Source organism: Dryocola clanedunensis subsp. sulfonylureivorans, from assembly GCF_016756775.1.
Taxonomy (GTDB): domain Bacteria; phylum Pseudomonadota; class Gammaproteobacteria; order Enterobacterales; family Enterobacteriaceae; genus Dryocola; species Dryocola clanedunensis.
On record NZ_JAERMU010000020.1, the window covers coordinates 21,116 to 42,929 of the forward strand.

Consider the following 21,814-nt stretch of genomic DNA (forward strand, 5'->3'; position numbering starts at 1 on the left):
CTTACTCCAGGCCGACTGAGAGGATTTGGGTATGCCCCTGAACGGAGAAGCTGACTTCCGGCGTGACGGGCAGCTTCCAGACGCGTGTGCCGTCGGCGGACGCCAGCGTCTGATCGAACGCGTCGCGGATGTCGTGACGGCCGCGAATAAACAGGTCATCCCCGATTTGCCAGACGGCGGTATCCGGTACCGCGCCCTGGGTTTTCAGGCGGCGGGCTTCAGCGGGCGGGACGCCATCCAGAAAGGCCTGCAGCGTGCCGTCATACAGGGCGACTTTACCGCGCCCCCGGGGAAGCGCGCGGGCGGCAGGACCCCGACGTGGGATGCGCAAATCGAGGCGGCTGTCCGTCACCTGTGAGGCGGATACGTTATCCGGCTCGCCGCTGGACATGGAGAGCGTCACCGGGACCGACAGACCCTGCAGGTAAACCGTGACCGTGCCGGTGTCATAAGGGCGACGGGCCTGAATGGTCATCGCATCCGGCATCCAGCTGACGTCAAACCCCCTGTCGTTGCCGTTAACCGGCGGCACCGCGATGGGCCAGGGTGAGCCTGTTTCATCGGTAAAGGTGACGGTGGCCGGAAACGACGGCAGTACGCGAACCAGAGGCAGTGACGCACCGGGTGCCAGGTTCACGGTCAGCGAACTGATGCGGGGCACGGCCGTGACCGGTGCGCGCCCTTCATTACGCTGCAGAGTGTCCAGGCCCTGACGGAGCGTGCTCACATCGGCCGCCGGTAGCGGCATGGCCTGCTCCTGCGCGTAACGCAGTGCCGCATCCGGCAGGGGTGTTGCCTGCACAGGCTGCGCTGCCGGCTGAACAGGCGCGGGTGCAGCGGTCTGACCGGCAGGCGGTGTCGTGCGCATGGTCTGTGCGGGCTGCCAGGCGGGCGCGGGGGGCATCGCCGTCGTCGGTGCATGGGATGCGGCGGCGTCCGGCACGCTGATCCCGGCCGCCACGGCCGGTGTCGCACCGGCAAGCATCAGCCAGAGGAAATACGGTTTAAGGGGCATCATTTTGTCGGGGCCTCAAAGGTCACAAGCTGCGAGACTTCCAGACCAGCATGCTTCTTACGCTGGTCCACGCGGGTAATCAGAAGGGAAACGATAAAGCGCTGTTCGGGCAGGGAGGTCGACTGGCCGGACAGGCGAATGACCACCGGGTACTGAATTTTCCAGGCAAAGTTGTCGCCCATCGTGCCTTTGCTGACCACTACGCCGGCTGAGGTCATGGCGGACATGTTCATTTTCTTGTCCCTCACCGAGGCGAGAACATTGGAGTTCGTCACGGCCGAGTAATAGCTGCGGTATCCGTTATCGGAGAACTTGCCCTGCAGGGCATTCATCTGCTCGCGGTAATGCACAAAATCCAGCGTAAAGGCCTGGCTTATCACCCGACTGCCAAACTCAGCGACCTGCGCATCCGTATAGAGCGGAATGTCGGATGCCACGACCGGGATTATCCGGCCGTCCTCCGTGGCAAAGTTCTGTATGGGGGGATGCATCACCTGCCAGACCAGGGCTGAGTTAATACAAAGCGAAAGGAAAAGCCCGGCCGACAGCCAGACGTTGGCCGTCACCGAACCCCGGGTAATACCGACGCCCAGCTGGCCCTCGATGTGTCTGGCCACCGCCGGTGCATAGGGGCGTGCGTCCACCGCCTGAGGCTCAGGGGAAGTAGTGTCTGTCATGAAACGTCCTGAAGCCCGGAGAGCCGGGCGATAAAAGAAGGGTTACCAGGAATAGAACGCGGACTTTCCGGTCGTTGCGGGCTGTGTGGCCGCAGCGGGCGGCGGGGCCTGAGGGGCCGCCACCGCCGGTGCTTTTTGCACGGATGGCACATAAGCATGCACCGTTACCGGGATAGTTGAACTGCCGTTCTGGCCGGGAATATCGCCCCACGGGTCGATGGAGTCCGGCACATATTTGCCAATCTGGTCGCGGGCCGCCGAGCAGACCTTTTCCTCAATGCCGCTGAGCACGTCATTAAGGCTGGGAAAGGTCGGCATGGTGATGGCCGTGCTGATGCTGCCCAGGCACTGCTGCAGGCCGTCGGACACCTGATTTTCCCGCTGCGACCAGGCATCGTCTGCGGCCTTGTCGCGCGCATAGCCGGCATCGCTGCCGGCCTGGGCTGCGGTGGCCGCCCGACAGCTGGCCGCGTCGACCGACGATGTGCCGGCGACCAGAAGGGCCAGGCACAGAATGCTGTGTTTCATAGAACGCTCACTTTAATCAGGCTCCCGGGCGGGGTAGCGGAGGGGTATATCTGGCGGTGTTTTCTTCCCGACGCTGCGGGGCCTGCGGTGCGTACGCCTGTTCAAACCCGAGTTGTTTATGCAGCGCCGGGTCCTGCTTTACCGCATCAGATACCGGGGCGTAGAGCTTTTCCTTCTCGCCGCTGAGACGAAAAACAAAGGCATTATTCGCACCGGCTTCATGAGAAATGGCGTTGCCGTATCCCACCGCCTGCAGCCCGTCGGCCGTGACGGCATTCAGTGACATGTAGCGGCTGCCGTTCTCTCGCATGCAGACTTTACCGAGCACCGGATGCCAGGCGTCCTGATATTTCACCACGCCCTGAACGCAGTCTCCGAAGCCTTTGACGAGGATGAGGCGCAGGGCCTGCTGTTCATCCATCGCCTGCATCAGCAGCGTGCCGGCGGAGCGCGTCTCGTCAGGCAGCTTCATATCGGAAGGCACGGCGGCCGGTGCAGGCGTACCTTTACCGTCCGGCTTCATCCACAGCAGCGGGCCGGGGTCCGGCAGCGGTGCAAGCGAGATGCCGGCATCGTGTGCCAGCGTCTGAACCTGCTCCTGCAGGGCGGTAAAATGCCGCATGTCGTAGGCCTGCAGGCTGCCGGGCGGCGTGGCCTGCGCGTCGTTGCTGACCAGAAGCGCGGGATCAATGGCCGGGGTCATGCTCCACTTGTTGCGCCGCGTCTCGATTTTCTCGGTCATCTCCACGCCGTTACCGTCCACCACCACGTTGCCGTCTTTGTCCCGGACTTTGGCGTCGACCGTCACCGTTTCAGAGCCCAGCCAGCTGAGCGTCACCGGATCGCCGGTTTTCAGGCCGCTGTCGCTGAGGGCATTACGCAGTTCTTTCCCCCAGATATAGCGTTCGCCCTGCGCGGTACGCATGTGGACGAAGTAGCTGTGATTTTCAGTCTGATCAAAGCGGTACTTATCCGAGCCGTATCCGAGCAGCGTCCCGGTCAGCCCGGCCTGCGTTTCCGTGCGGCTGGCGTGCTGCGGGCCCGCCTGAGGACGCTCCGTCGGGCGCAGCTCCGGCGGCAAATCCGACGCAGGCGGCGGAGCGCTGGATGCTGTCGCAGGTGTCGCTGTTACAGGCGTCGCTGCAGCTGAGACAATCGCGTCCGTTGGCGCACCGAACGGGACTGGTTTGTCGCCCGGCTCCGGTTCGTCAGACACCTTTTTACGGGCTTCATCGAGCTGCAGCTGCTGCTGCGGGTTTTTCATCGTGAGCTTAAGGTCATACTCGGCAATCAGCGTCATCGTCCGGGTTTTAAAGGCGTCACTGCCGGTCAGTTCAATGCGGCCGCGATAGTGCTTGCTGGCCACCATCAGGGCCGCCAGAATTTTACTGTCATCCTGACTGGCTGCAGGCCCTGCCATGGCCAGGCGGTTACCGTGATCGACAAAAGCCATTTCACCGGCAACGCTGTAGCGCACGCTTTTCCCGTCCTCGGCCATCTCATGAGTGAGCTGCGCGATGAGCGCGTCGAGGTCAACGCGCTCAGGACGTCGCTGTCCGCCGGGGATTTCAATCGTAATGCCGTCTTCCTGCGGGCCCGTGGGCTCCGGTGCCGTCGCCTCCGGCGGGTGGGCTTCCTCCTTCTCCGGCTTATGGGCTGAAGGGGCCGGGGTGACCAGGGGAGCCGTCTCAGCCGGGACCGGCGCTTCAGACTCAGGGGCGGAGGCCATCAGGGGGCTGCTGGCCAGATCGTTATCAAACACCTGTTCGGCCATGCCGGCATAGTCTGCGTATTCATCCGCAAGCATCGGTTCCGGCATCACGCTTTGAGCCGGCTCAACAGAGGCCGTCAAAGCAGGTGTTTCAGCAGGTTCTGCGGCTGGCTTAACCGCAGGCGTGCTCTGGCTGTCAGACGGCGCTTCAGGTTCGGACAGGGCAAACTCAGGCTCTTTTGATTCGGGTACAGCGTCCTGCGTCTCTTTCAGCGCCGGTGTGTCGACAGCGTTTTCTGAGCTCACTGGCGTATCGGTGGGCGTTGTCGGCTCATCCACAGGCGTAACCGGCACGGTCTGCGCAGGCTCATCCGTCGGCGTAACCTGCTCGCGGGTAACGACAGCGCTATCCGGTTTTTCCTTCATGGTGTGCTCCTCTTTTATATCGATGTGGCGCTTCAGGTAGTCGCGCAGGGCATCGAGCCCGTGCGCCTGATGCAGGTCGTTGAAGTCTGACAGACCCTGTGAGAGTTCCGTCCAGCTGAAGTCCGGGAGAAGCGCCGTTCCGCCGGTCAGTCTGGCCGCCTCTTCAGCACTTTCGCGTCCCGGGTTTTTCGGGCGGCGCGGCGTCGGTAAATCGTCATCGCCCAGCACCAGGACCGGACTTGCGGGGTAGCGTGCGTGCAGGGCGGCTGCGACCTTCACCAGATTGCCGGAGTCCACGGTCATCACGACGGGATACTCCAGCGCCATCGCGGCACTGGCCGCCGTGGCGTAGCCCTCCGCCAGCACCAGAGGCTGGCCATCCTTCAGCGTGCCGCCCACGACGCAGAAATTACCCATCTTCTCCCCGCCGGTGGCCAGCCGTTTGCTGCCGTCAGGGGTGATGGCCTGCAGGGTGCGGATGTCATCGTGAATATTGTGCATCGCAATGATGAGCTGGTTGGCCGCGTTCAGGCGCAGCTGCCTGTCAGCCTGAATGGATCCGTCATCGAGGCGCAGGGCGCCCGAGGCCTTCACCCCCTTTTTGACCAGGTACGGATGGGTATGAGGGGCTGCCGGCAATGCCTGGTAGAGCGCACTGGCGTGCGCGGCAACGCGGTCCTGTCGCTCGCGGGTTTCCGCTTCGCGTCGGGCCTGCTCCTGCGCGGCCATTGCCCTGCGGTGTAGAAGAACCTCAGGGTCGGGCTTTTCGGATGTGGGTGACCAGGTGTTGCGGTCCGGCTGGCGATGGTCTTTGAACCAGCCGTTGGCAAAACCGTCGAGATGCCCGACGTACACGCCGGACTTGTTGCCTTTTTTATCATCCTCCATCGCAATGCGGTGCGGCTTCCCGTCCATCACCGGTGGCCCGTCAAGCAGGCCGCCGCTCATGCGGATGAAGTCACCAAACTGCTGCCGGTGGTCCCCCTTATCCTCCACCGTCAGCGCGGTGTTGATGCGGTATGCCTTCAGGCGTTCCAGGTCGGCACCCGGGCGGGCGTACCAGTATTTTTTCTCATTATCAAACGCGATGGCAGGCTCTCCGTTGGCCAGTCTGCCTGCCTGTTTCTTTGCCTGGGGGAGTTTTTCAAAGGGAATAACGAGATAGGTGTTTTCAGTTGCGATCATCGTATGCGTCCTCCTTCAAAGTAGCGGCGATACCACCACGGGCGGCCGCTCAGCTGGTTGCCCCGCAGGTAGTGAAGAATGCGCTGCAGGGAGATGGTGAGGGTTATCCCGAGCCAGCCCAGTATCCGGTACGTCACCAGAAGCCCGATACACAGCCAGAAAATCGGGAATGACGGGAAAATGAGCCAGAGTAAGAACACCAGGAAGACCGGCACGGGGATGCCGAAAATGGCGACCGGACGGCCGGCATCCAGCCAGTAGCTGTAGTCGTTATCGTTCAGGAGGACCTCCTCGTGAGCCGGTTGAATTCAGCCCAGCCGATGACATCCTGCGCGACGAGCGCATCGATACGCTCCTCGACAAACAGCTGCCAGGCCTGATCGGCTATGCGGGTTTTTCTCTCAAGCAGCGTGGCGTTAATCATCGCGGGCCAGCGGGTGTAGGGCTGAGCGGTGAGATGCATTCGCAGCGCCTCATCAAAAAGCACATATTCACGGACGGCCTGACGGCGGCCGTCCGTGGTCGGCAGCAGGCGCTGCACAACTACGTAGCGCAGGGTGTCCAGCAGGTCATAGGCGGTCTGCTCTCTGGCATCGACCGGTGCCATCAGATAGCTGCGTGAAAACGCATGTCCGGGTGAAAAGGCATGGAGCGTGCTGAGGGCAAGGTGTCCACTCTGCGCACAGGCGAGGGCAGCAACGAGCGTCAGCAGGTCACGGATTTCACCGACGCAGATAACGTCCATGGCCTGACGCATGGCCAGACGAATGCCTTCGGAAAACGACGGAATGTCGCGGCCGACTTCGCACTGCTGGGGCTGCAGGAGCCAGTCGGGTCCCCCGAGCGGATATTCCACCGGATCTTCGTTCGTCACCAGCTTGCCGTCCGGGTGCGTTTTTCCGTAGTGCTGGCAGGTCGCCGCCAGCAGCGTGGATTTACCCGAGCCGGTCGGGCCGCACACCAGACCAATCCCGTCCTGAGGCAGGAGGCTGTGGTAGAGCTCGTCCGGCAGACCAAACCCGTCAAGCGGCGGGATAGTGGTCGGGATGATCCGGGAGGTAACGGCCATGGCGGTACTGAGGCTGCCGATAGTGGCCTGCACAAAGTTACTGCGAAAGCGTACGCGCTCACCGCGCTTCAGGCCGTAGCGACCATTGCTGTCGCCTTCAAGCTGAAGGGGACCGTCATACCCTTTTCCGCCCATCACTGAGGCCTTGATGTTCGGGGAGTAGACTTCGTCAATCAGACGAACCAGCGTGGCGTGCTCGAGACGAAACTGGCTGGTCACAATCTTTCGACCGTGATGATCCACAATCAGCGGACCGCCGCTTTGCAGGTGAATATCGGAAACATTGTGGCGGTAGCAATGCACCATAAAGGCGCGGAAGCCGTCGGCGGTGAGCCCGCCGCGAAAATCAAACTGGTCAAGGGGGATCATTGAGTAGCCCTGTTAGTGAGAGACGGAAATAGTGGGTTTCCAGCGTTTCTTATCCAGCTCAAAACCGGCGTGTTTATCCAGCCTGCGGGTACGGTCGCCCAGCGTCAGCTGGTCACGCCTGCCGGTGACGGTCTGCAGCGCTTCGCTGACGACCGGGGCGGTGACCATCCCCTGCTGTACCAGCGTGAGGTACTGGATCATCCCGGTGTAATCACGGCTAAGCCGGTTGAGGTTGCTTTCCAGCGTCCGGTCCGCGCTTTCGCGCCCCTCAAGCCAGCCTTTTTCCACCGCCTCTTTCCAGACGGCCTCCTCATCGCTGTTCTTTGGCCGAATTTCCGTGGGCACAACTGCGTCACTGCTAAGCCCGGCCAGCAGGTACTGCCGCCATCCCGGGGGATTACTGACAAAACGCTCCGGAACCAGAATGTCGTAAACCTTGTTCGCGGTACGTATCTGGCCGGGGGTGATATGCGCCAGCGACTGTGCGGCGGTGATGACCGGCGGAAGCCAGCCCTGACGGCTGATGAGCGGGGCAAAGGTATACATTTTCTCAAGCGTGGCGGCCCGGGCGTTAAGACTCTGCCTGAGCTCCCATGCCCGCTGCGCCTTCCCGCCCCGGAAGCCAACCGTCTGACCGGCGTCGGTCAGCAGCTGCCACTGGGTGTCATTCAGGCCATGCTTGTTGACCGACTGCGGGTTGATAAAGTCATCAATATCCGGTGGCGGCGGGGCGGATGTGGCCAGAGCTGCCGCCGGCAGCACCAGTGCCAGGCAGAGTGATAGCTGAGTGAGCGTCATGCCATCCTCCCTTTTAGCGGCAGCATGAAGTAAACGCGCAGGGAATCAGACCGCTGCTCGATACGGGCGCGCCAGTCCGTCTGCGTGCTGATGATGCGCAGTAGCGTGTTAAACGTGACGTTCTTTTCATGAATATTCACCGGCAGCGGAAGGCGGGTGCCGTTCCAGCTCATGGACAGCCCGCGCTGGTGAGCCAGCTGGGCAAGCAGCTCGATGGCGTCGCCATCCCAGTCCAGCGTGACGCGCTGTGAATTAGTGGTGATACGCGAAAATGAAGGCACCGGCACGGCGGCACTGAGTGCCCCGCCGAGCGCCATCGCTTGTTGTGTTGCCGCCAGCTGCTGAACCGGAGTGGGCTTAACCGGGGCCGGTTTGGGTAAAACGGGAACCGGTGACAAACACGTCAATGCCTGACAGCCGGTCAGCAGCAGGGGCAGCAGCATGCTGAGGACAGGTTTATTAACCATCGCAAACTCTCACAGGGTTAGGTGTTTTATGAAACGAATGAACGCGCCTCCGCGCCCGTGGCGTGGGGACAAATCAGGCGGGTCGCCTGCTCAGCAGGGCGAGATACGTGGTGTAGACCTTGCGGGCATACTTCAGCCGACGGGCTGAGTTGTTACGGGCAAACCCGGCGTTGTAGGAGCCGAGGCATTCCCAGGATATGCCGCACTTTTTCAGGCTGCGGGCGAGGATCCACGCGCCGACCTGCACATTCAGACACGGGTTGGTCAGCAGCTCCCGGCGGTTTTTGATGACCCCGAGCGCGCGCAGCTCCGGGATGTGCGTGTCGTTTATCTGCATCAGGCCCAGGTCACGGCTGGCCACCTTGCCTTTGCGGATATTCTTTCCGACGGCCTTCGGGTTGAGGCTGCTTTCAACGATAGCGATGGCGCGCAGCAGTCTGGGATCCTGATGGTAGCGCGCGCCGGCTTCTTTAAAACAAAAGGCCCCGGCTGGCGCGGCCAGCATGAGCCCGGCCAGCGCAAGGGCGGGCAGACATCTGCGAAATACGGTCATGAGGACATCCTGAAAGGCGTTCTGTCGGCGCTGTGCCGTCAGGGGCCGGGGCGGTTACTGTGGTTTTTTGTCATCAACGGTCAGAATGCACTGGGCTCGTCGAACACCGGCATATAACGGCGTTTGTGCGCTACCGTACAGCGTGAAGACGCTGTTCAGCATCGCCTCATAGCTGCCGGTAAACGTCAGCGGGGCATCAATGCGGTAGTTCACGGTGGTCAGCCAGTGAACGGTCCAGTTTTCTACCCCCGGTGCCGGGCATTTTTCACGGGCTGACCAGATGGACAGCGTATCGCGCAGCGTGCTGCCTGCAGCCGCCTGCCAGGTGGTCAGTACCGGAACGGGTTTGGCCGCTACCGGTGTTGCGACAAAGGGGTTCTTGTCTGAAGCGGGCTTCGCGGGTTTGACCGGCGGCTTCGCACCGGCCTGCCCGGTGATGGACACCCGGTGTGTTTTCCAGTCGATAGCGGCCTCAAGGTGCTCTTCGCGCAGCATCTTGTTGAGCACATACGGCCACTGGTCGTTACCCCGCCAGCGTATGGCGTGTTTGACCTCGGGCTTCAGGCCCTGTGCGTAATGCTGTTTCCAGCCGACAGGCGCGATACGGGTGACGGCCTGACGCAGCGTACGTGCAGAGCCGCCGGGTACCAGGGGTAACGTTGCCGGGCGGCTGCCGGTGCTTTGCGGTGCGGACCGTGTCTTGTGGAGGGACGGGCCGGTTGTCAGAGGCTGAGCGGGTGTTGCTGGCATTGTCCGGGGTTCATGTTGTCCCCGGGCGCGCCTGAGCGTTTCCCAGGCCTGCGCAATAACCGGCACCTGGGCTTCAATCAGCTGGCCCACGACCTGGTCGGCAGGCTCGGGCGGCGGAAGTGATGATGTTAACGCGCAGCCTGTCAGCATCACGGGTGACAGGGCGAGAGGAAAAAGGTATTTCATCCAGGATATTCCATTGCTCCCGGCCTTGCGGGCCAGGAGCAGTCAGGGGCAAAAAAGGAAAGCCGAACCCGCAGGGCTGCGTGGTCCAAAAGCGTTTTAAAGCGGGAACAGGAAATGTCACCGGGAAAGGTCGGTATCAGTAAACCCAGTTAGCGATACAGGCAGGACGATTCATTGTACAGGTCGAGCCTCCGCTGTGTCCGGAGCAGCTACCGACATCATCTACAACGGCAAGTCCGCCCATGCCGACGGTGACCAGAGTGACCATGCTGTTATTTCTGTTGGGCATATCGAATCCCCCGGGCTGCCATTCATAATCTGTACCACTAGAGTTAATTGTTTTGGTCCAGAATCTGCCCTCCTCATCGAGTTTTGCGTAAAACATATCGTAGCCTGACTTCCCGGACGTTTTGATCCCGCAGGAAATAGTCTGCGGCTTCGGCATTTTCAGGCCACCGCCCGCTGAGGACCATTTGCCGGAGATGCAGAACAGGGGGCTGCCGATAGTGTCGCGGCTGAAAAGCCCGTTAGGGCTGCAGGCTGTCCCCGCCACGTTCACCTTATCGAGTTGCAGCACCTCCCCGGTGGCCAGTCGTCCGTTTGCACGCACGGTGGCGCCCTGCATAGCGGCGCTGGCGGTGACCGATTTCGCGCTGACGGCATTGCTGGCCGTCAGGTTCTGGGTGTTGACCGCAGAGCTTGCGGTCAGGATGTTGGTGTTGACCCTGCTGCTCGCACTCAAATCCCGCGTGCTGATGGACTGGTTTGCCGTCAGCGTGTTGGTGGTGACCTTATCGCTGGCCGTCAGGATTTTCGTATTCACCGTCGCGGCGTTGCTGATGTTGTTCGCATCCATATCCAGTGCGGTTTTCATCTGATTCAGCGCCGGGTGACCGTCAACGGAATAGCGGTACAGACGGTCACCGGCACCCGCGCCGCCGCCCAGCTTGTCTGAGGGAATGAAGGTGACCAGATGGCCCGGCGTCGAGCTCAGGCCGTAGTCGGTCAGTTTCACCTCCCAGCCGCCGAACGCGCCCTGCGCAATATTTCGCTCATGCACGTAGCCGGCCATGCCGCCCGCCTTTGCCGAGATGGTTCGCAGACCGTCGAACGGGATTTCCGTCCCGTTTTCGGTCATCACAAACCCCACCAGGCGGGTACTGAATTTCGGGTTGACGGCAATCAGGATTTTGTAGGTCTGATTTGCGTTATTAGTGAGGGAGAAGCCGGGCACCAGATAGCCTGCGTCCCGCAGCGCCTCCGGTGTCACCCGTCCGGGCTGTCCGACTTTTACCGTGCGGGCAAGGTCGGTGTAATTGTCGTGAATGTAAGCCGTCGCCGCGCTGCTCACTGCTTTCATATGGATCGCGGTGTGATTGTACTCAAGCTCATTGAGGCTTTGTTTCTTGTAAAAACCCCAGACGATAAGCATGCCCAGGATGATGATGAGGACGAACATCATTTCAGGCAGCGTGACGCCGGCGTGTATTTTCCGTGTTTTCAAATGCTCATTCTCCAGGTACCGGTAAGGAAGGGCTGACAAAGTCCGTACAGCGTGGAAAAAAACACCACGAAAGGTGCAAGAGGAAGCGCCTGCGCGCGTAAATGTCGTGCGCTCAGGGCCATCAGCAGCAGGCCTGCCAGCATCAGGGCAAATGCCGTGGTCAGTGAGAAAAGTCCGGCGAATCCACTCATCATCCAGACATCCCCCATCCCCAGCGCCTCACGACCATACAACCGCGTAAACCCCCGGCGCAGCGCAGCCAGCAGCAGCCACACGGCGGTCATGTCCTGCACGGCGTTGAGCTTGTCACCGGGGCACAGCACAAGGGCGCAGAGACAAAAGGGGGCGGTGAACTCCAGCGGAAGCCAGCGGTTAGACAGGTCGGTGATGACAAAAGAGAGGCTGAAGACATACAGCATCAGTAGCCGGGATGCCGGCAGGTAGCGGGCTGACAGGACATCCGGGATGAGCGCAAGAATGCACAGGGTGAAGCCTGAATACAGCAGCCAGCAGAGGCCGCGCTTTAGCTGCCTGCCGTCATGCCGGCGAATAAACCACCGGCTGGCGTCCAGCGACAGCCAGGGCAAAAGCACGGCCAGCAGTACAAAGACCAGGGCCGTCATAAGGGAGCCTTTATCGCAACATCAGTATGCAGGCGGACAGTCCGCCTGCGCATGTTCATCAGGTATTGCTGATAAATTCCAGCGTATTGGTTCCAGTCGCCCCTTTATCAGACAGGCACTGGCTGCTGGCATCCGTCGGGGTGATCGTGCCGTCGGTCTGCTCGCCGTTGATGGCGATATGGTCAACCACCGCGCTGCCGCTGATTTTAACGGCAAGCGTTGCGCAGACGTTCTGAGGGATCCCGTCGTAGGTGAGCTTAAAGCCGGTGTTATTGCCGTTAGCATCCGCAACGGGTGCGACGGTCACATGCCCGCTCCAGGCGTTCTGCAGGGTGGCCGAACCGGTTGTTTTATCGCCGGTGATGTTCATGGTTTCCGGGACGCCACCAAACTGAATGAGAATACCGGTCATTTCCGTTTCGCTGGCGTAATCATAAATCCCCTTCTGCTTGAGCAGAGAGTGCGTCTTACCCAGCATGAAGTGGATGTTCTGTATCTCATCATTAATGGAGTTGCTGTTACCCGCTGATTTGGACATCGTGATCACGCCGACGATGATAGCCAGCACGACGACAAGCCATAAGATTATCTCCATCAGGGTCGTGCCCTTGTGAGGTTGGGTTTTCATAGTTTTCCTTAGGGTTAGCTGCCGATGCCGGCAAGGTTAGAAATAGACTGGGTGGCATACACAATGGCCATCAGGTAGCTGGTCACCAGGCACAGGCAAATGCCGGACAGCCAGGCAAGACGGGATTTAACCCGCCGGACGGCGTGGGTCAGCCAGGTGTGGGCAAAGTTTTCGATAATTTCCTCACCGTTGTCGCCGCCGGTAAGCAGGATGAGCTTGTTCACGCATTCCCGGGAGGGAAAGTCGAAGCCGGTGTTCTTCAGGGCCATTCCCAGGTGCGCGCCGCTGTTCACTTCGCGGCGGGCCGCATCCAGACGTTCCAGAAGCCAGGGCGAAGCGTGACGGCTGAGAATGTTGAAGCAGTCCAGCACCTGGAGGTTTGCCCGCTGCAGGGCCGCCAGGTTCAGCAGAAAGCTCACCCCCTGAATGTCCCGGTAGATTGACCAGGGCATCATCAGATCCAGCCGCTTTCTGATGTGTCCGGTGTAGTTTCCCAGCGACCAGATAACCAGGCTTATCAGAATGAAGAGCAGGATCAGCAGCGCAGGTCCGTTGACCGTGACGGCCTCTGAAAGGGTCGCTACCCATTTCAGCGCGCCGGTCCAGTTCTCCCGGGGGGCGAGACGGCTGAGTTTGGGGATAAACTCCACGGTGAAGGTGTACATCAGAAAGAACATCGAACTTAGCAGCAGCAGCGGATAGGCCAGCGTGCTGATACATTCAAAGAGCATTGAGGTGGTGCTGTCCACGACTTTAATGGTGCGCCTGAGGGCGTCAGCTAGTTTCCCGTCAAGCAGCCCGGCACCAATCAGGGCGACCTCCTGAGGCGGCACCCATTCGGCCAGCGCGATATCCAGCTTCTGCCCGTTGTTCAGGGCGGTCATACAGTCCTTGATGCAGTGTGCGGTGCTGTTTTCGGGCTTCTCACCAAAGTCGGTGGTCACCAGGTAAATGTCGTTCAGCGCCGGCATCAGCTGCCGGTTGTTATCGAGCAGGAAGGCCAGCTCTTCGTAGAGCGCGCGCCGCTCACGTGAGGAGAAGGTTTTTTGGCCGACGTACTGATTCAGGCGCTGAAAGTTGTCCTTTACCGCTGCCAGCAGCGGGTTGTCCGTCAGTCGCACAGAAACTCCTTATCCTCATCAAGGGGGCAAATTTTGTGGGCGTGAAGCGGATCGACCAGGCCGGCGTTGATGACGCGAATAAGATGTTCATGGCGCGTTATTCCGCCTTCCTCCCGGTGCCAGTGCCGGCGTGCCGCCAGACGACCTTCTTCCTTATAGATTTTCATCATCCGGATAGTCGGCTTCACCACTTCGGCCACCACGATCCTGCCGGTTACCCCCTGGCTGACGCTGCTGCCCATGACCTCCTTGCGGCAGTGTGAACAGCCCTGCGGATTGCGAAAACGCACGCTGGCGGTATCACAGTGATCCTGGACCAGGGCCTTATCAGCAAAAGCCATCTGCGCGCTCACCTCATCCCACGTCAGGCAGCAGGCGGGGCACAGCGTCTGTACCAGGCGCTGGCTGATAAGCCCGACCATCAGCTGCGGATCGGCAAGGGTTGCAAGGGACAAACCGAAGGTCATCAGACGCTCAGGAATGGTAAAGGCATCATTGGAGTGCAGGGTGGTCAGAATAATGTGTCCGGTCTGGGCGGCAACGGTGGCCGTTCTGGCGGAGTTCAGGCAGCGTATCTCCCCAATCACCATCGCGTCCGGATCAAGGCGTAAACCGGCGGTCATGGTTCTCACCCAGGCATCAGAAAGCTCTTCCGGATTATTACGGTCGGCCACAATGGCAATCTGCACGCCGGCAATTTTTCCTTCTGGCGGATCCTCAACGGCAATGAGGTTTTTTTTGCCTCCGGTGAGCGCCATATAGCGGCTGGCCATACTGCGCAGGGTGGTGCTTTTTCCCGAGCCGGTCGGGCCGGACAGCACCATCATCCCTTCGGGCTTGCCCAGCTGCTCCTCGATAATCGCCCGCTGTTCGGGCAGGAAGCCCAGCGCCTCAAGGGTCGGGGGCGTGTCGGCGTCGTCTGGGATGATTCGCATCACCACGTTCAGGCCGTAGACGGTCGGCGTATGCGCATAGCGCGCCCCGAAAAGGCCCAGGTCCTTAACGAACTCTTCTTTCAGACGACCGTCCTGCTGGCGCGTCGCAATAAAGTTCTTTTCGGCCATGTCGCACATCGACTGATAAATGGTCGAGGCCATTGCCTCACCTTCTTCCGTTTTGCCGGTGTCGATATCTTCCAGGTCACCGTTGATGCGAAACAGCGTGCGGGAGATGCCCGCTTCGCCAATGCGCAGATGGATATCAGACGCGCCGACGTGCATCGCCTGCTGGAACATGTCGCGCACCTTGCGCTGGTTCTCGCTGGTCACAACCAGCGAGGCCTTGTCCTCCTGCTGTAGCTTAAGCTGCGCAAATTCCACGAACTCGGGCTCGCGTCCGGTTTTGTCCCGGACCTGACGGCAGAACGACTGGATCTGCTGATGGCCCCGGTCGTTTTGCGAAACAAGAAACTTATCGGCGCTGAGATAAACGTATTCGGCGATGGCGGCGGGAATGAGTATGTCGTGAAGAGAGATATCCATTGAACCTCAGGGCATCATTGGCAGGGAGATAACCCGCCCGCTATGGTCGGTCACTGACACGGCCCGGGCGCTGATTTTTTTGACGGTGAATTCACTGCCCGGCACGGGCTGGCCCGTCGCGACAAACGCGACAGCGCCATCGGACAGCACAAGGCGTGCGCTCAGGTGCGTACCTGCGCCGGATATTTCCCGCACCCGGGGGAGCGCTGGGGACTGACGGGTCGGTTTCACCTCAGTCTTGCCAGCCGACGGGGTGGCCATCGGAGCAGGGATCTCTTCCCCGCTGATCCCTCGTTTTGCCTTATCCCGCGCCGCCTGGGCTTCATACAGAATGGTTTGCGACTGGATTTGCTCCAGACGCGCAAAGGTCAGGCTTTGCGCGGGGGCGGCCTCAGGCGTCTGAACTGAGGCGCAGACCGGCAGGGACAGCAGGGCGGTAAGCAGGAGCGCCCGCCTTGCCGGGGCGTTAGTGTGCGGCATAAAGATCTCCGTTAAGAACGTAGTGGATGCGGCCCGGGCTGCGGGCAAAGCTGACTTTGCTTACCCTGAAGCCATCCGGTATGTCACCGGTGAACAAATGTTCGGGGGGGATGTCCGTTTTCAGGGTCCAGGTAAACTGCCGCCACGGGAGCGGGATTTTTTCGCCCACCGGTAAGGGCTGAATGGTGACCGTCGCATCGAGGCGCTGGGCGTAATTGACCAGCCACTGCAAAAGCCGCTTTTCCGGGATGAGTTTGTCCTGATGGCGGGCAGGTTCGACGGGCACCGGGAGAACGAACTGCGCCGTGCTGCCGGCACCCGGGATATCAAATTCCGGCGTTACCGGGTAATAGTGCGGCAGGCGTTCAAGAAAACCGGCGACGGTGCCGTGATTGCCCCGGGCATAACGGGTCATCAGGATCCGGTCACCGGACGTATCGCGGGGGCCACACTCCGCAAGATTCAGCGTCCACCCTTCGATGGCCAGCGGCAGCGTTTTCCACTGCCCGACACAGGCACCGATAAAATCCGCGGGCCGGCTCTGCGTAAGCCACGGTCGGCTTACCGGTATGGTTTTGTGTCTGGCCGCCTTGCGTTTGTCCCTGAGAGCCTTCAGGGCGTGGAGTCGCTCCGCTTCCTGCTGCTGTGCCACATAGTGCCAGGTATAGCCGCCGGCCAGGGCAAGCAGGATCAGACCCAGCAGCCAGGACTGCTGTTTCTGACGGGAGACGGGACGCAGCCTGCAGCGCCAGAGATGCTGCCAGCGGGCAATGCCGGTCAGGCTCTTCAGGATATCCTCTACCGTCAGCGCAGCGCTGATGTCCTGGCCGAGGAACCCCGCCGGTGCGAGCGTGAACATCTCCTTCTGGGTATGAAACTTCTTAAACTCATCAATGCCGGCAATCATTTCGTCTCGGCTGCCGGTCACATCGGACAGCACGGACAGCTCCCCTTTGTTGAGCGCTACAAACCACCAGGTGTCATCACCGAGCGGAATGACAGCCACGCCGTTATCGCCGTGCTGTTTCAGCAGGGGCAGCGCAAGCAGCGCCAGGGAATAGCACGGGCCTTTGCGCGTTTTCAGGTCGGTATCTGCCGTCCCCAGCAGGACGCCCTCCGCATTGAGGGCGGACATAAAGGTGAACAGAGAGGCATTGTCGTTTCGGGCGAGTATTCGCAGCGCCCGTTCGCGCCGGTCAGACTGGAAGTGCCAGTTCATGCCGGCGATAAGATTCAGGTTTCCCTGTCGCAAAAGCATCGTCACAGGCTTACTCCAGCAGGGTCGGGGTTATCAGGATGACCAGCATGCTGTGGTCTTTTTCAGTATCCCCGCCGCCGCCGAGCGGCCAGAAGGACGGTGAGCTGACGCCTTCTTTACTGACGCTGTCATTCATCTGCTGGAAGCCGGACAGGACCAGCGTCTGACCCGTTTTCAGCATCGTGCGCTGGTTGAAGACGCGCATCTTCGTTTTCATCAACTCGGTGCTGGAATTACCGCTGGTAAAGGTCCTGAACGTCGGATCGTCGCTCATGCTGAAGCTTGCCTGCAGCTGGACTTGATTGCTGCCCGGCAGAATGTACGGCAGCACCGTCATGTTAAAGCCGGTGGTAACGGTGGTTTTGCTGATGGACGTCGAGCTGCCGACGTTCGCCGTGTCCTCATTGGTGACGCTGTCTGCATAGTCCTGCTGGGTGCCAACCTGGATAGGCACCGCAGACAGGTTTGTCGTGGTGCTCGCCTCCTGGGTGACAATGCTGACCGAACCCTGCTGCGACAAGGCTTCGATAAACGCCTTAGAGCCGGCCAGCCGGCCGTTAAGAATGGTGGCGCTGCCGGTGACCGCGCTGGTTGCCGTATCGGCCAGGGCGCTGGTCAGCGTGCCGGTGATATCGCCCGCGCTGAAGATCATGTTCCAGTCGATACCAACCTGATCCGCGCTGTATTTATTGAGGCTCAATACCTCCACGTTCAGGACGACCTGCCGATTGAGCTCTTTGTTACGGTCGCTGACGTAGTGCTCTATTTCCGAGAGGATTTCCGGCGTGTCGGTCACCGTCAGGACGCCGGCCGAAAGGTAAGCCCGGCCCACGCCGGGGGTCAGCATGGATTTGACCGTTTCGTTGATGTCCTTGTAGAGCGTGGATTTCAGCGTGGTCGTCGTTTTCTGCTCGGTGTTGACGTCACCGCTAAGCCCGCCCGACGAGGAGCCGGAGCTGCCGGAGCTGGACGTGGTGCCTGACACCGTGTTGCTACGGTAATCCGTCACGCTGTCCATAAACAGCACCGGGAAGTTGCGGGTTTCGGTGTAGAAGACGGAGATCCGCCCGCGTTTATAGCGCCATGACAGGCCCAGACGGGTCGTGATGTTATCCATAAAGCCGGACAGCGAGCCCTGCCAGGCAACCCCGTGTAAGCCCGCCGGTATGCCGGCGGCACTGCTCTGGCGGCCTGAAGACGACATGGAGGCCAGTGGCATCATCTCCCCGGTCGCAGAAGGCGGCGGCAGCTTGCCCTGCACAACCGACGTGGCCGAGGCTCCGGTGCCGGACAGGACGCTCAGCGCATCCGGCGTGACGTTCACCGGGATATGACAGGTGCGGTTGATGAAGGCCAGAAGCTCATGCAGCGACACCGCGCCGCTGCGGTTGTAGGTCAGCGGGCAGGGAGGCAGCTGCTGCTTCAGGTTCTGCCGGGCAATCGGCACGGGGTTGATCCACTGCCCTGACATCTCCGTCACGGGGGAGGGGCGGGTCACCGAGTCGATAGCCTTCTGGCCACGGCTCAGCTGCCTGTCCGTCGTGTCCATGGAGGCCTGCATATGCTGCAGCGGGGCACAGGCGGACAGGCCAAGCGCCAGAGAAATGACGGCCGCCACTCTGGTAAGAGGTATTTTTTGCATAGGTTTTCCGGGAAGCGTGAAGGTTAGTTCATGTAGACGATGGTGCCGTCGGGAATATCAGAAGGCACATCCACCTGCATATCGGCGCCGATGACGTCGTGCAGCTGGCCATTTTCAACCTTGCCAACGAGCGCTGAGATATCGCTGGCCAGCGCCAGCTCGTACAGCAGGCCAGGCTGAAAAGGTTGCCAGATGTAGGCGCGTCCCTGACGGACGATATGACGCGCATCCTCAGGCGGCCGGACCGGCAGCTTATCTTGCGGAATGCTGCCGTCGCGAAACGGATGGTCATACAGGTAGTCGTTCATGGCGTTCATAAACGTAACGGTCTGGATAGCGCGCTGCTGCGTGGAGGCTATCCGTTCGGTTTCGGCCGTGACGGCCAGCTGCTGGTACTCCATAACTACATTCATCAGAAGGGCCAGCACCAGGGGGAGAAATATCAGCATGACAACCTCAGTGCAGGGCGGGCTGCCATAACTCGCGTTTGTCCGGGTGCCATTTTTCCTGGCTCAGCGTGCTGGCCCCGACATAAATGGTGCGCACTTCCGTTTTCTCGTCCTGCCAGTCCTGATGGGCAACGACAACCTCAAAGCCTTCGCTCCAGAAAGCCTTTTCCACATCCTGATTAGGGGCGCGGCGCTTAAGTACCAGGTGGAAGGTGGCCGGGGAGAGCATTTCGCCGGTGCCGGAAAAAGCGGCCTGGGTACGGGTCAGCTGCAGCACGTGATTTCGCTGCTCCTGCCGGCGCTGCATTATCTGGTGAAAAATCTCTTCCGGTGAGCGGCAGGCATAGGAGCGCCATCCCTGCTGCATCACCGCGTTGTGCGCGGCCCGAAACCGGAACAGATCGCAGCTCTGTGCGCTCTCGGATTGTTTCAGCAGTGCGTTAAGGGTATCCACCACGGACATTTCTTTGGGGCTGTCCAGCAGCTTGCGGATAGTCTGGAATTCGCAGGTCATTTCTCTGAACGCGGGATTTTTACGCGCACCGTCGAGCCAGCGTGAAATAAATACGCGCCGGCGGGTTTCAGAGAGCTGGTTTTCAGGATCTGCAGAACGCAGGGCAACAAGGATGCACCAGAGCAGGTGCCGGACGGGGTTATCTGTCGACATAAGCTAACTCAGTGAGGAGGTGAAGGCAGAGGAGCATCGACGAGCCGGTCGATTTCCTCAATGCGACAAAGCAGCCGGGAAATTCTGACGGAAATATCCGCAGAGGACTTCCCCTGGTTCTGCACGGTCAGCTCGCGGATAGTCTCCCGCTGCCTGTCGCGCTCGCGCAGCAGTGTTTCACGCGGTGAGGGTGAAGCCCGGTGGGCCTGGCTCGTTTTTACGGCGGCCGCAATCCGGGCAAAGCGTTCTGGTGAAAGGGTCTGTTTCATCAAGTTTATCTCCAAAGCATGACTAAGTCGCCCGGTGCGCGAACGCGCGAAGCCCCTGAGGAAGGGATACGGTGGGAGGGGCGACTTAGTGATGCGGACGGAAAAAAAAAGCCCCGGGAGGAGGGGCAAAGCGGTGCAAAGGGACTACATGGATGGGGTTATGCGGCGGCCTGTATCATATCCATCAGCATTTTTATGCGGGAGACGGGGCGCGCGTTCTCTTCAAGATGGACCAGGTGTTGATACTGCTGGCGGGTGAGCCAGCAGTCCGGTGTTGCATGCGCCTCCCGGATGGCTGCCGAATCCGATAACGGATCGGGATAAAAGCGCTGCAGGCCGGTCACCAGCCTTTCACTGACCGGCGATACCCCGGCCCCGAACTGCACAAAGCTGATAAACGCAGAGTGCGACTTGATTTCAGCGATGGGGTGGCGCGCAAAGTCAGCGTTGAGAAAGAAGTAGCCCGGGAAGACGGGGCGGATAGTCCTGCGAACGCCGCCGACACGGTCGGTTCGTTTCGCCATGTGAATGTGTAAAGGCGTCCAGGGAGTGACTTCCCTGTCGCAGAGCCAGTCAAAAAGAGCGTTGCGGCCGGTTGTGGCATGCTGGGCCAGATACCAGCTCGGGCCGGATGTTGAGTCCATGGACGTCACAGTGTGAAGTGTCACGCGAAATCTCCCTGGGGTGCCATTAATTACGCGAAAGAATTTATCCGGAATCGGAATAATTTAATTTAAGGAAAACGTAACTTATTAAGCAGCATATGATTATCAAACACAAAATGGTTTTTATTATTGAATGCGCTTTTGATAATGGGGGTTGGCGTTCAGGAATGCTAACGCCATTTTTTTACCCACGCCTGGATGAAAAACATGTTCTTCCTGAACTAATGATGCTCAGGTTTATTCCCGGAGGTGAATAAATATCGGAAATAAACCTCAGTACCCTTTCGCTGCCCGTTTAGCAGCTTGTTACAGGTAGCTTACATTTTAGAGATTGATAGGGCAATGAATGATATTTACGATCTTTTGCACCGTTCATCATCACATTGGCGGTGCATTAATCTGTCTTGTTCGAGCAAAAGACAGGTTAACGATCATTTATCCTGGCGATTCTGCTTTGAATGGCAGAAAAGATCGCAAAATAGCGCTGTATGTTTTTAGTTTAAATTTAAACTTTGGTTTATTTTTGCAGGTAAGGAAGGTGTCATCTGGGTTATTTTAGTTAAGTGTTATGGTTATATTCAAACGCAAAAATAAGCAAATGGTGGCGCTGAATGTGTTAATTTAAGTTAGGGTTTGAATATTTATTATTGATATTAATTTTTTCGGTTGTACTATTGCGGGCATCCGACACGATCCTTTCACGCCACATATGATCCTTTGACGCATATTAAACGCGTGGCCGGCATTGCAGGGACAGCCCGGTAATCCAGGGCGCGGTTAATACCACAGGAAGATGCAGTGAAACAGGCAGTGAAACACGATGAATCAGCGCGTGATGAGCTGGCGGAAAAGATGCGTTCATACCGTAAGGGCAGCCCGGCGAGTGCCGCTGAACGAAAGCGCAACTCGCTGAAGCGCCTGGCGAAGACGCACCGAGCGCTGCACGCCATGATCCTCATTGAGCACAAAGAGGCGCTGGCCAGAATGGCCGACCGGGAAGGAATGACGCAGGGAAAGATGCTGGAAAAGCTGATCGCTGAAAGGTATTTCCGACGCCACAAACGCCACGTTCATAAGTGAACACGCAGGAAGAGGAAGGGATGGCCGCGTTTTAGTGCCGTCCCGTTTACCGCCAATAGCCTGTTTCTGTCGGGTTTACGCAGTGAGTGCTGAAGGTATACAGCACTCACTGCGTTAAGTGAAAAGCAACGGCTGTGAGCCTGGTCACGACATTTTGAATTCACGACCTTTTTTCGGCCAGCGGGTTCTGCCAGATGCATTCTGTAGTGGATC

General features: G+C 59.6%; 23 protein-coding genes. 1 reads left to right on the plus strand and 22 read right to left on the minus strand.

Annotated elements, in window-relative coordinates:
* Position 1: 1 nt before the first annotated feature.
* From HYQ67_RS18380 to HYQ67_RS18485, 22 genes are all read right to left on the minus strand, one after another.
* Positions 2-1,018: a DotH/IcmK family type IV secretion protein gene (locus HYQ67_RS18380; RefSeq protein WP_237391320.1), complete on the minus strand. Its 1,017-nt coding sequence runs from the start codon at positions 1,016-1,018 to the stop codon at positions 2-4.
* Positions 1,015-1,692 carry a DotI/IcmL/TraM family protein gene (locus HYQ67_RS18385; RefSeq protein WP_202305955.1) on the minus strand — a complete coding sequence of 226 codons (678 nt, stop codon included), beginning with the start codon at positions 1,690-1,692 and terminating at the stop codon, positions 1,015-1,017. The genes HYQ67_RS18380 and HYQ67_RS18385 overlap by 4 nt, the downstream gene beginning before the upstream one ends.
* A 42-nt stretch (positions 1,693-1,734) precedes the next feature.
* The gene (locus tag HYQ67_RS18390) at positions 1,735-2,220 is read right to left on the minus strand and encodes a hypothetical protein (protein WP_202305957.1); all 486 of its coding nucleotides are present in this window, start codon (positions 2,218-2,220) and stop codon (positions 1,735-1,737) included.
* Between the two features lie 16 nt (positions 2,221-2,236).
* On the minus strand, positions 2,237-5,542 hold the full coding sequence (locus tag HYQ67_RS18395; protein WP_202305959.1) for an LPD7 domain-containing protein: 3,306 nt from the start codon (positions 5,540-5,542) through the stop codon (positions 2,237-2,239).
* A complete protein-coding gene (gene icmT, locus HYQ67_RS18400; RefSeq protein ID WP_348519220.1) occupies positions 5,539-5,850 on the minus strand; it encodes an IcmT/TraK family protein in 312 nt (103 codons plus the stop codon). The genes HYQ67_RS18395 and icmT overlap by 4 nt, the downstream gene beginning before the upstream one ends.
* Complete coding sequence (gene traJ / locus HYQ67_RS18405) at positions 5,820-6,980, minus strand: plasmid transfer ATPase TraJ (RefSeq protein ID WP_202305961.1); 1,161 nt, start codon at positions 6,978-6,980, stop codon at positions 5,820-5,822. The genes icmT and traJ overlap by 31 nt, the downstream gene beginning before the upstream one ends.
* 12 nt (positions 6,981-6,992) lie before the next feature.
* Positions 6,993-7,778 carry a type IV secretory system conjugative DNA transfer family protein gene (locus tag HYQ67_RS18410; protein ID WP_202305963.1) on the minus strand — a complete coding sequence of 262 codons (786 nt, stop codon included), beginning with the start codon at positions 7,776-7,778 and terminating at the stop codon, positions 6,993-6,995.
* Entirely contained in the window at positions 7,775-8,245 is a 471-nt protein-coding gene (locus HYQ67_RS18415) for a DotD/TraH family lipoprotein (RefSeq protein WP_237391321.1), read from the minus strand. The genes HYQ67_RS18410 and HYQ67_RS18415 overlap by 4 nt, the downstream gene beginning before the upstream one ends.
* A gap of 73 nt (positions 8,246-8,318) precedes the next feature.
* Positions 8,319-8,798 carry a lytic transglycosylase domain-containing protein gene (locus tag HYQ67_RS18420; RefSeq protein WP_202305967.1) on the minus strand — a complete coding sequence of 160 codons (480 nt, stop codon included), beginning with the start codon at positions 8,796-8,798 and terminating at the stop codon, positions 8,319-8,321.
* A gap of 54 nt (positions 8,799-8,852) precedes the next feature.
* The gene (locus HYQ67_RS18425; RefSeq protein ID WP_202305969.1) at positions 8,853-9,734 is read right to left on the minus strand and encodes a TcpQ domain-containing protein; all 882 of its coding nucleotides are present in this window, start codon (positions 9,732-9,734) and stop codon (positions 8,853-8,855) included.
* A gap of 136 nt (positions 9,735-9,870) precedes the next feature.
* On the minus strand, positions 9,871-11,238 hold the full coding sequence (gene pilV / locus HYQ67_RS18430; protein WP_202305971.1) for a shufflon system plasmid conjugative transfer pilus tip adhesin PilV: 1,368 nt from the start codon (positions 11,236-11,238) through the stop codon (positions 9,871-9,873).
* Positions 11,235-11,861, minus strand: coding sequence for a prepilin peptidase (locus HYQ67_RS18435; protein ID WP_202305975.1), 627 nt, complete (start codon positions 11,859-11,861; stop codon positions 11,235-11,237). The genes pilV and HYQ67_RS18435 overlap by 4 nt, the downstream gene beginning before the upstream one ends.
* 58 nt (positions 11,862-11,919) lie before the next feature.
* Positions 11,920-12,489, minus strand: a complete 570-nt coding sequence (locus tag HYQ67_RS18440) for a type 4 pilus major pilin (RefSeq protein ID WP_202305977.1) — start codon at positions 12,487-12,489, stop codon at positions 11,920-11,922.
* Between the two features lie 14 nt (positions 12,490-12,503).
* A complete protein-coding gene (locus tag HYQ67_RS18445; protein ID WP_202305979.1) occupies positions 12,504-13,610 on the minus strand; it encodes a type II secretion system F family protein in 1,107 nt (368 codons plus the stop codon).
* Positions 13,601-15,091 (minus strand): GspE/PulE family protein, encoded by a 1,491-nt coding sequence (locus tag HYQ67_RS18450; protein ID WP_202305981.1) that lies wholly within the window; start codon positions 15,089-15,091, stop codon positions 13,601-13,603. The genes HYQ67_RS18445 and HYQ67_RS18450 overlap by 10 nt, the downstream gene beginning before the upstream one ends.
* Positions 15,092-15,097: 6 nt before the next feature.
* Entirely contained in the window at positions 15,098-15,571 is a 474-nt protein-coding gene (gene pilP, locus HYQ67_RS18455; protein ID WP_202305983.1) for a type IV pilus biogenesis protein PilP, read from the minus strand.
* Positions 15,558-16,829, minus strand: a complete 1,272-nt coding sequence (gene pilO2 / locus HYQ67_RS18460; RefSeq protein ID WP_237391326.1) for a type 4b pilus protein PilO2 — start codon at positions 16,827-16,829, stop codon at positions 15,558-15,560. The genes pilP and pilO2 overlap by 14 nt, the downstream gene beginning before the upstream one ends.
* 10 nt (positions 16,830-16,839) lie before the next feature.
* Positions 16,840-18,471 carry a PilN family type IVB pilus formation outer membrane protein gene (gene pilN / locus HYQ67_RS18465; RefSeq protein WP_202305991.1) on the minus strand — a complete coding sequence of 544 codons (1,632 nt, stop codon included), beginning with the start codon at positions 18,469-18,471 and terminating at the stop codon, positions 16,840-16,842.
* Positions 18,472-18,494: 23 nt separating this feature from the next.
* Positions 18,495-18,920, minus strand: a complete 426-nt coding sequence (pilM, locus tag HYQ67_RS18470; protein WP_202305992.1) for a type IV pilus biogenesis protein PilM — start codon at positions 18,918-18,920, stop codon at positions 18,495-18,497.
* 7 nt (positions 18,921-18,927) lie between these two features.
* Entirely contained in the window at positions 18,928-19,587 is a 660-nt protein-coding gene (locus tag HYQ67_RS18475; RefSeq protein ID WP_202305994.1) for a conjugal transfer protein TraC, read from the minus strand.
* Between the two features lie 8 nt (positions 19,588-19,595).
* Positions 19,596-19,856, minus strand: coding sequence for a hypothetical protein (locus tag HYQ67_RS18480; protein ID WP_202305996.1), 261 nt, complete (start codon positions 19,854-19,856; stop codon positions 19,596-19,598).
* Positions 19,857-20,014: 158 nt separating this feature from the next.
* Positions 20,015-20,524: a transcription termination/antitermination NusG family protein gene (locus HYQ67_RS18485; RefSeq protein WP_348519218.1), complete on the minus strand. Its 510-nt coding sequence runs from the start codon at positions 20,522-20,524 to the stop codon at positions 20,015-20,017.
* A gap of 795 nt (positions 20,525-21,319) precedes the next feature.
* Between HYQ67_RS18485 and HYQ67_RS18490 the strand changes: the two genes are divergently transcribed.
* Positions 21,320-21,601, plus strand: a complete 282-nt coding sequence (locus tag HYQ67_RS18490) for a RepB family protein (RefSeq protein ID WP_431355452.1) — start codon at positions 21,320-21,322, stop codon at positions 21,599-21,601.
* Positions 21,602-21,814 lie beyond the last annotated feature (213 nt).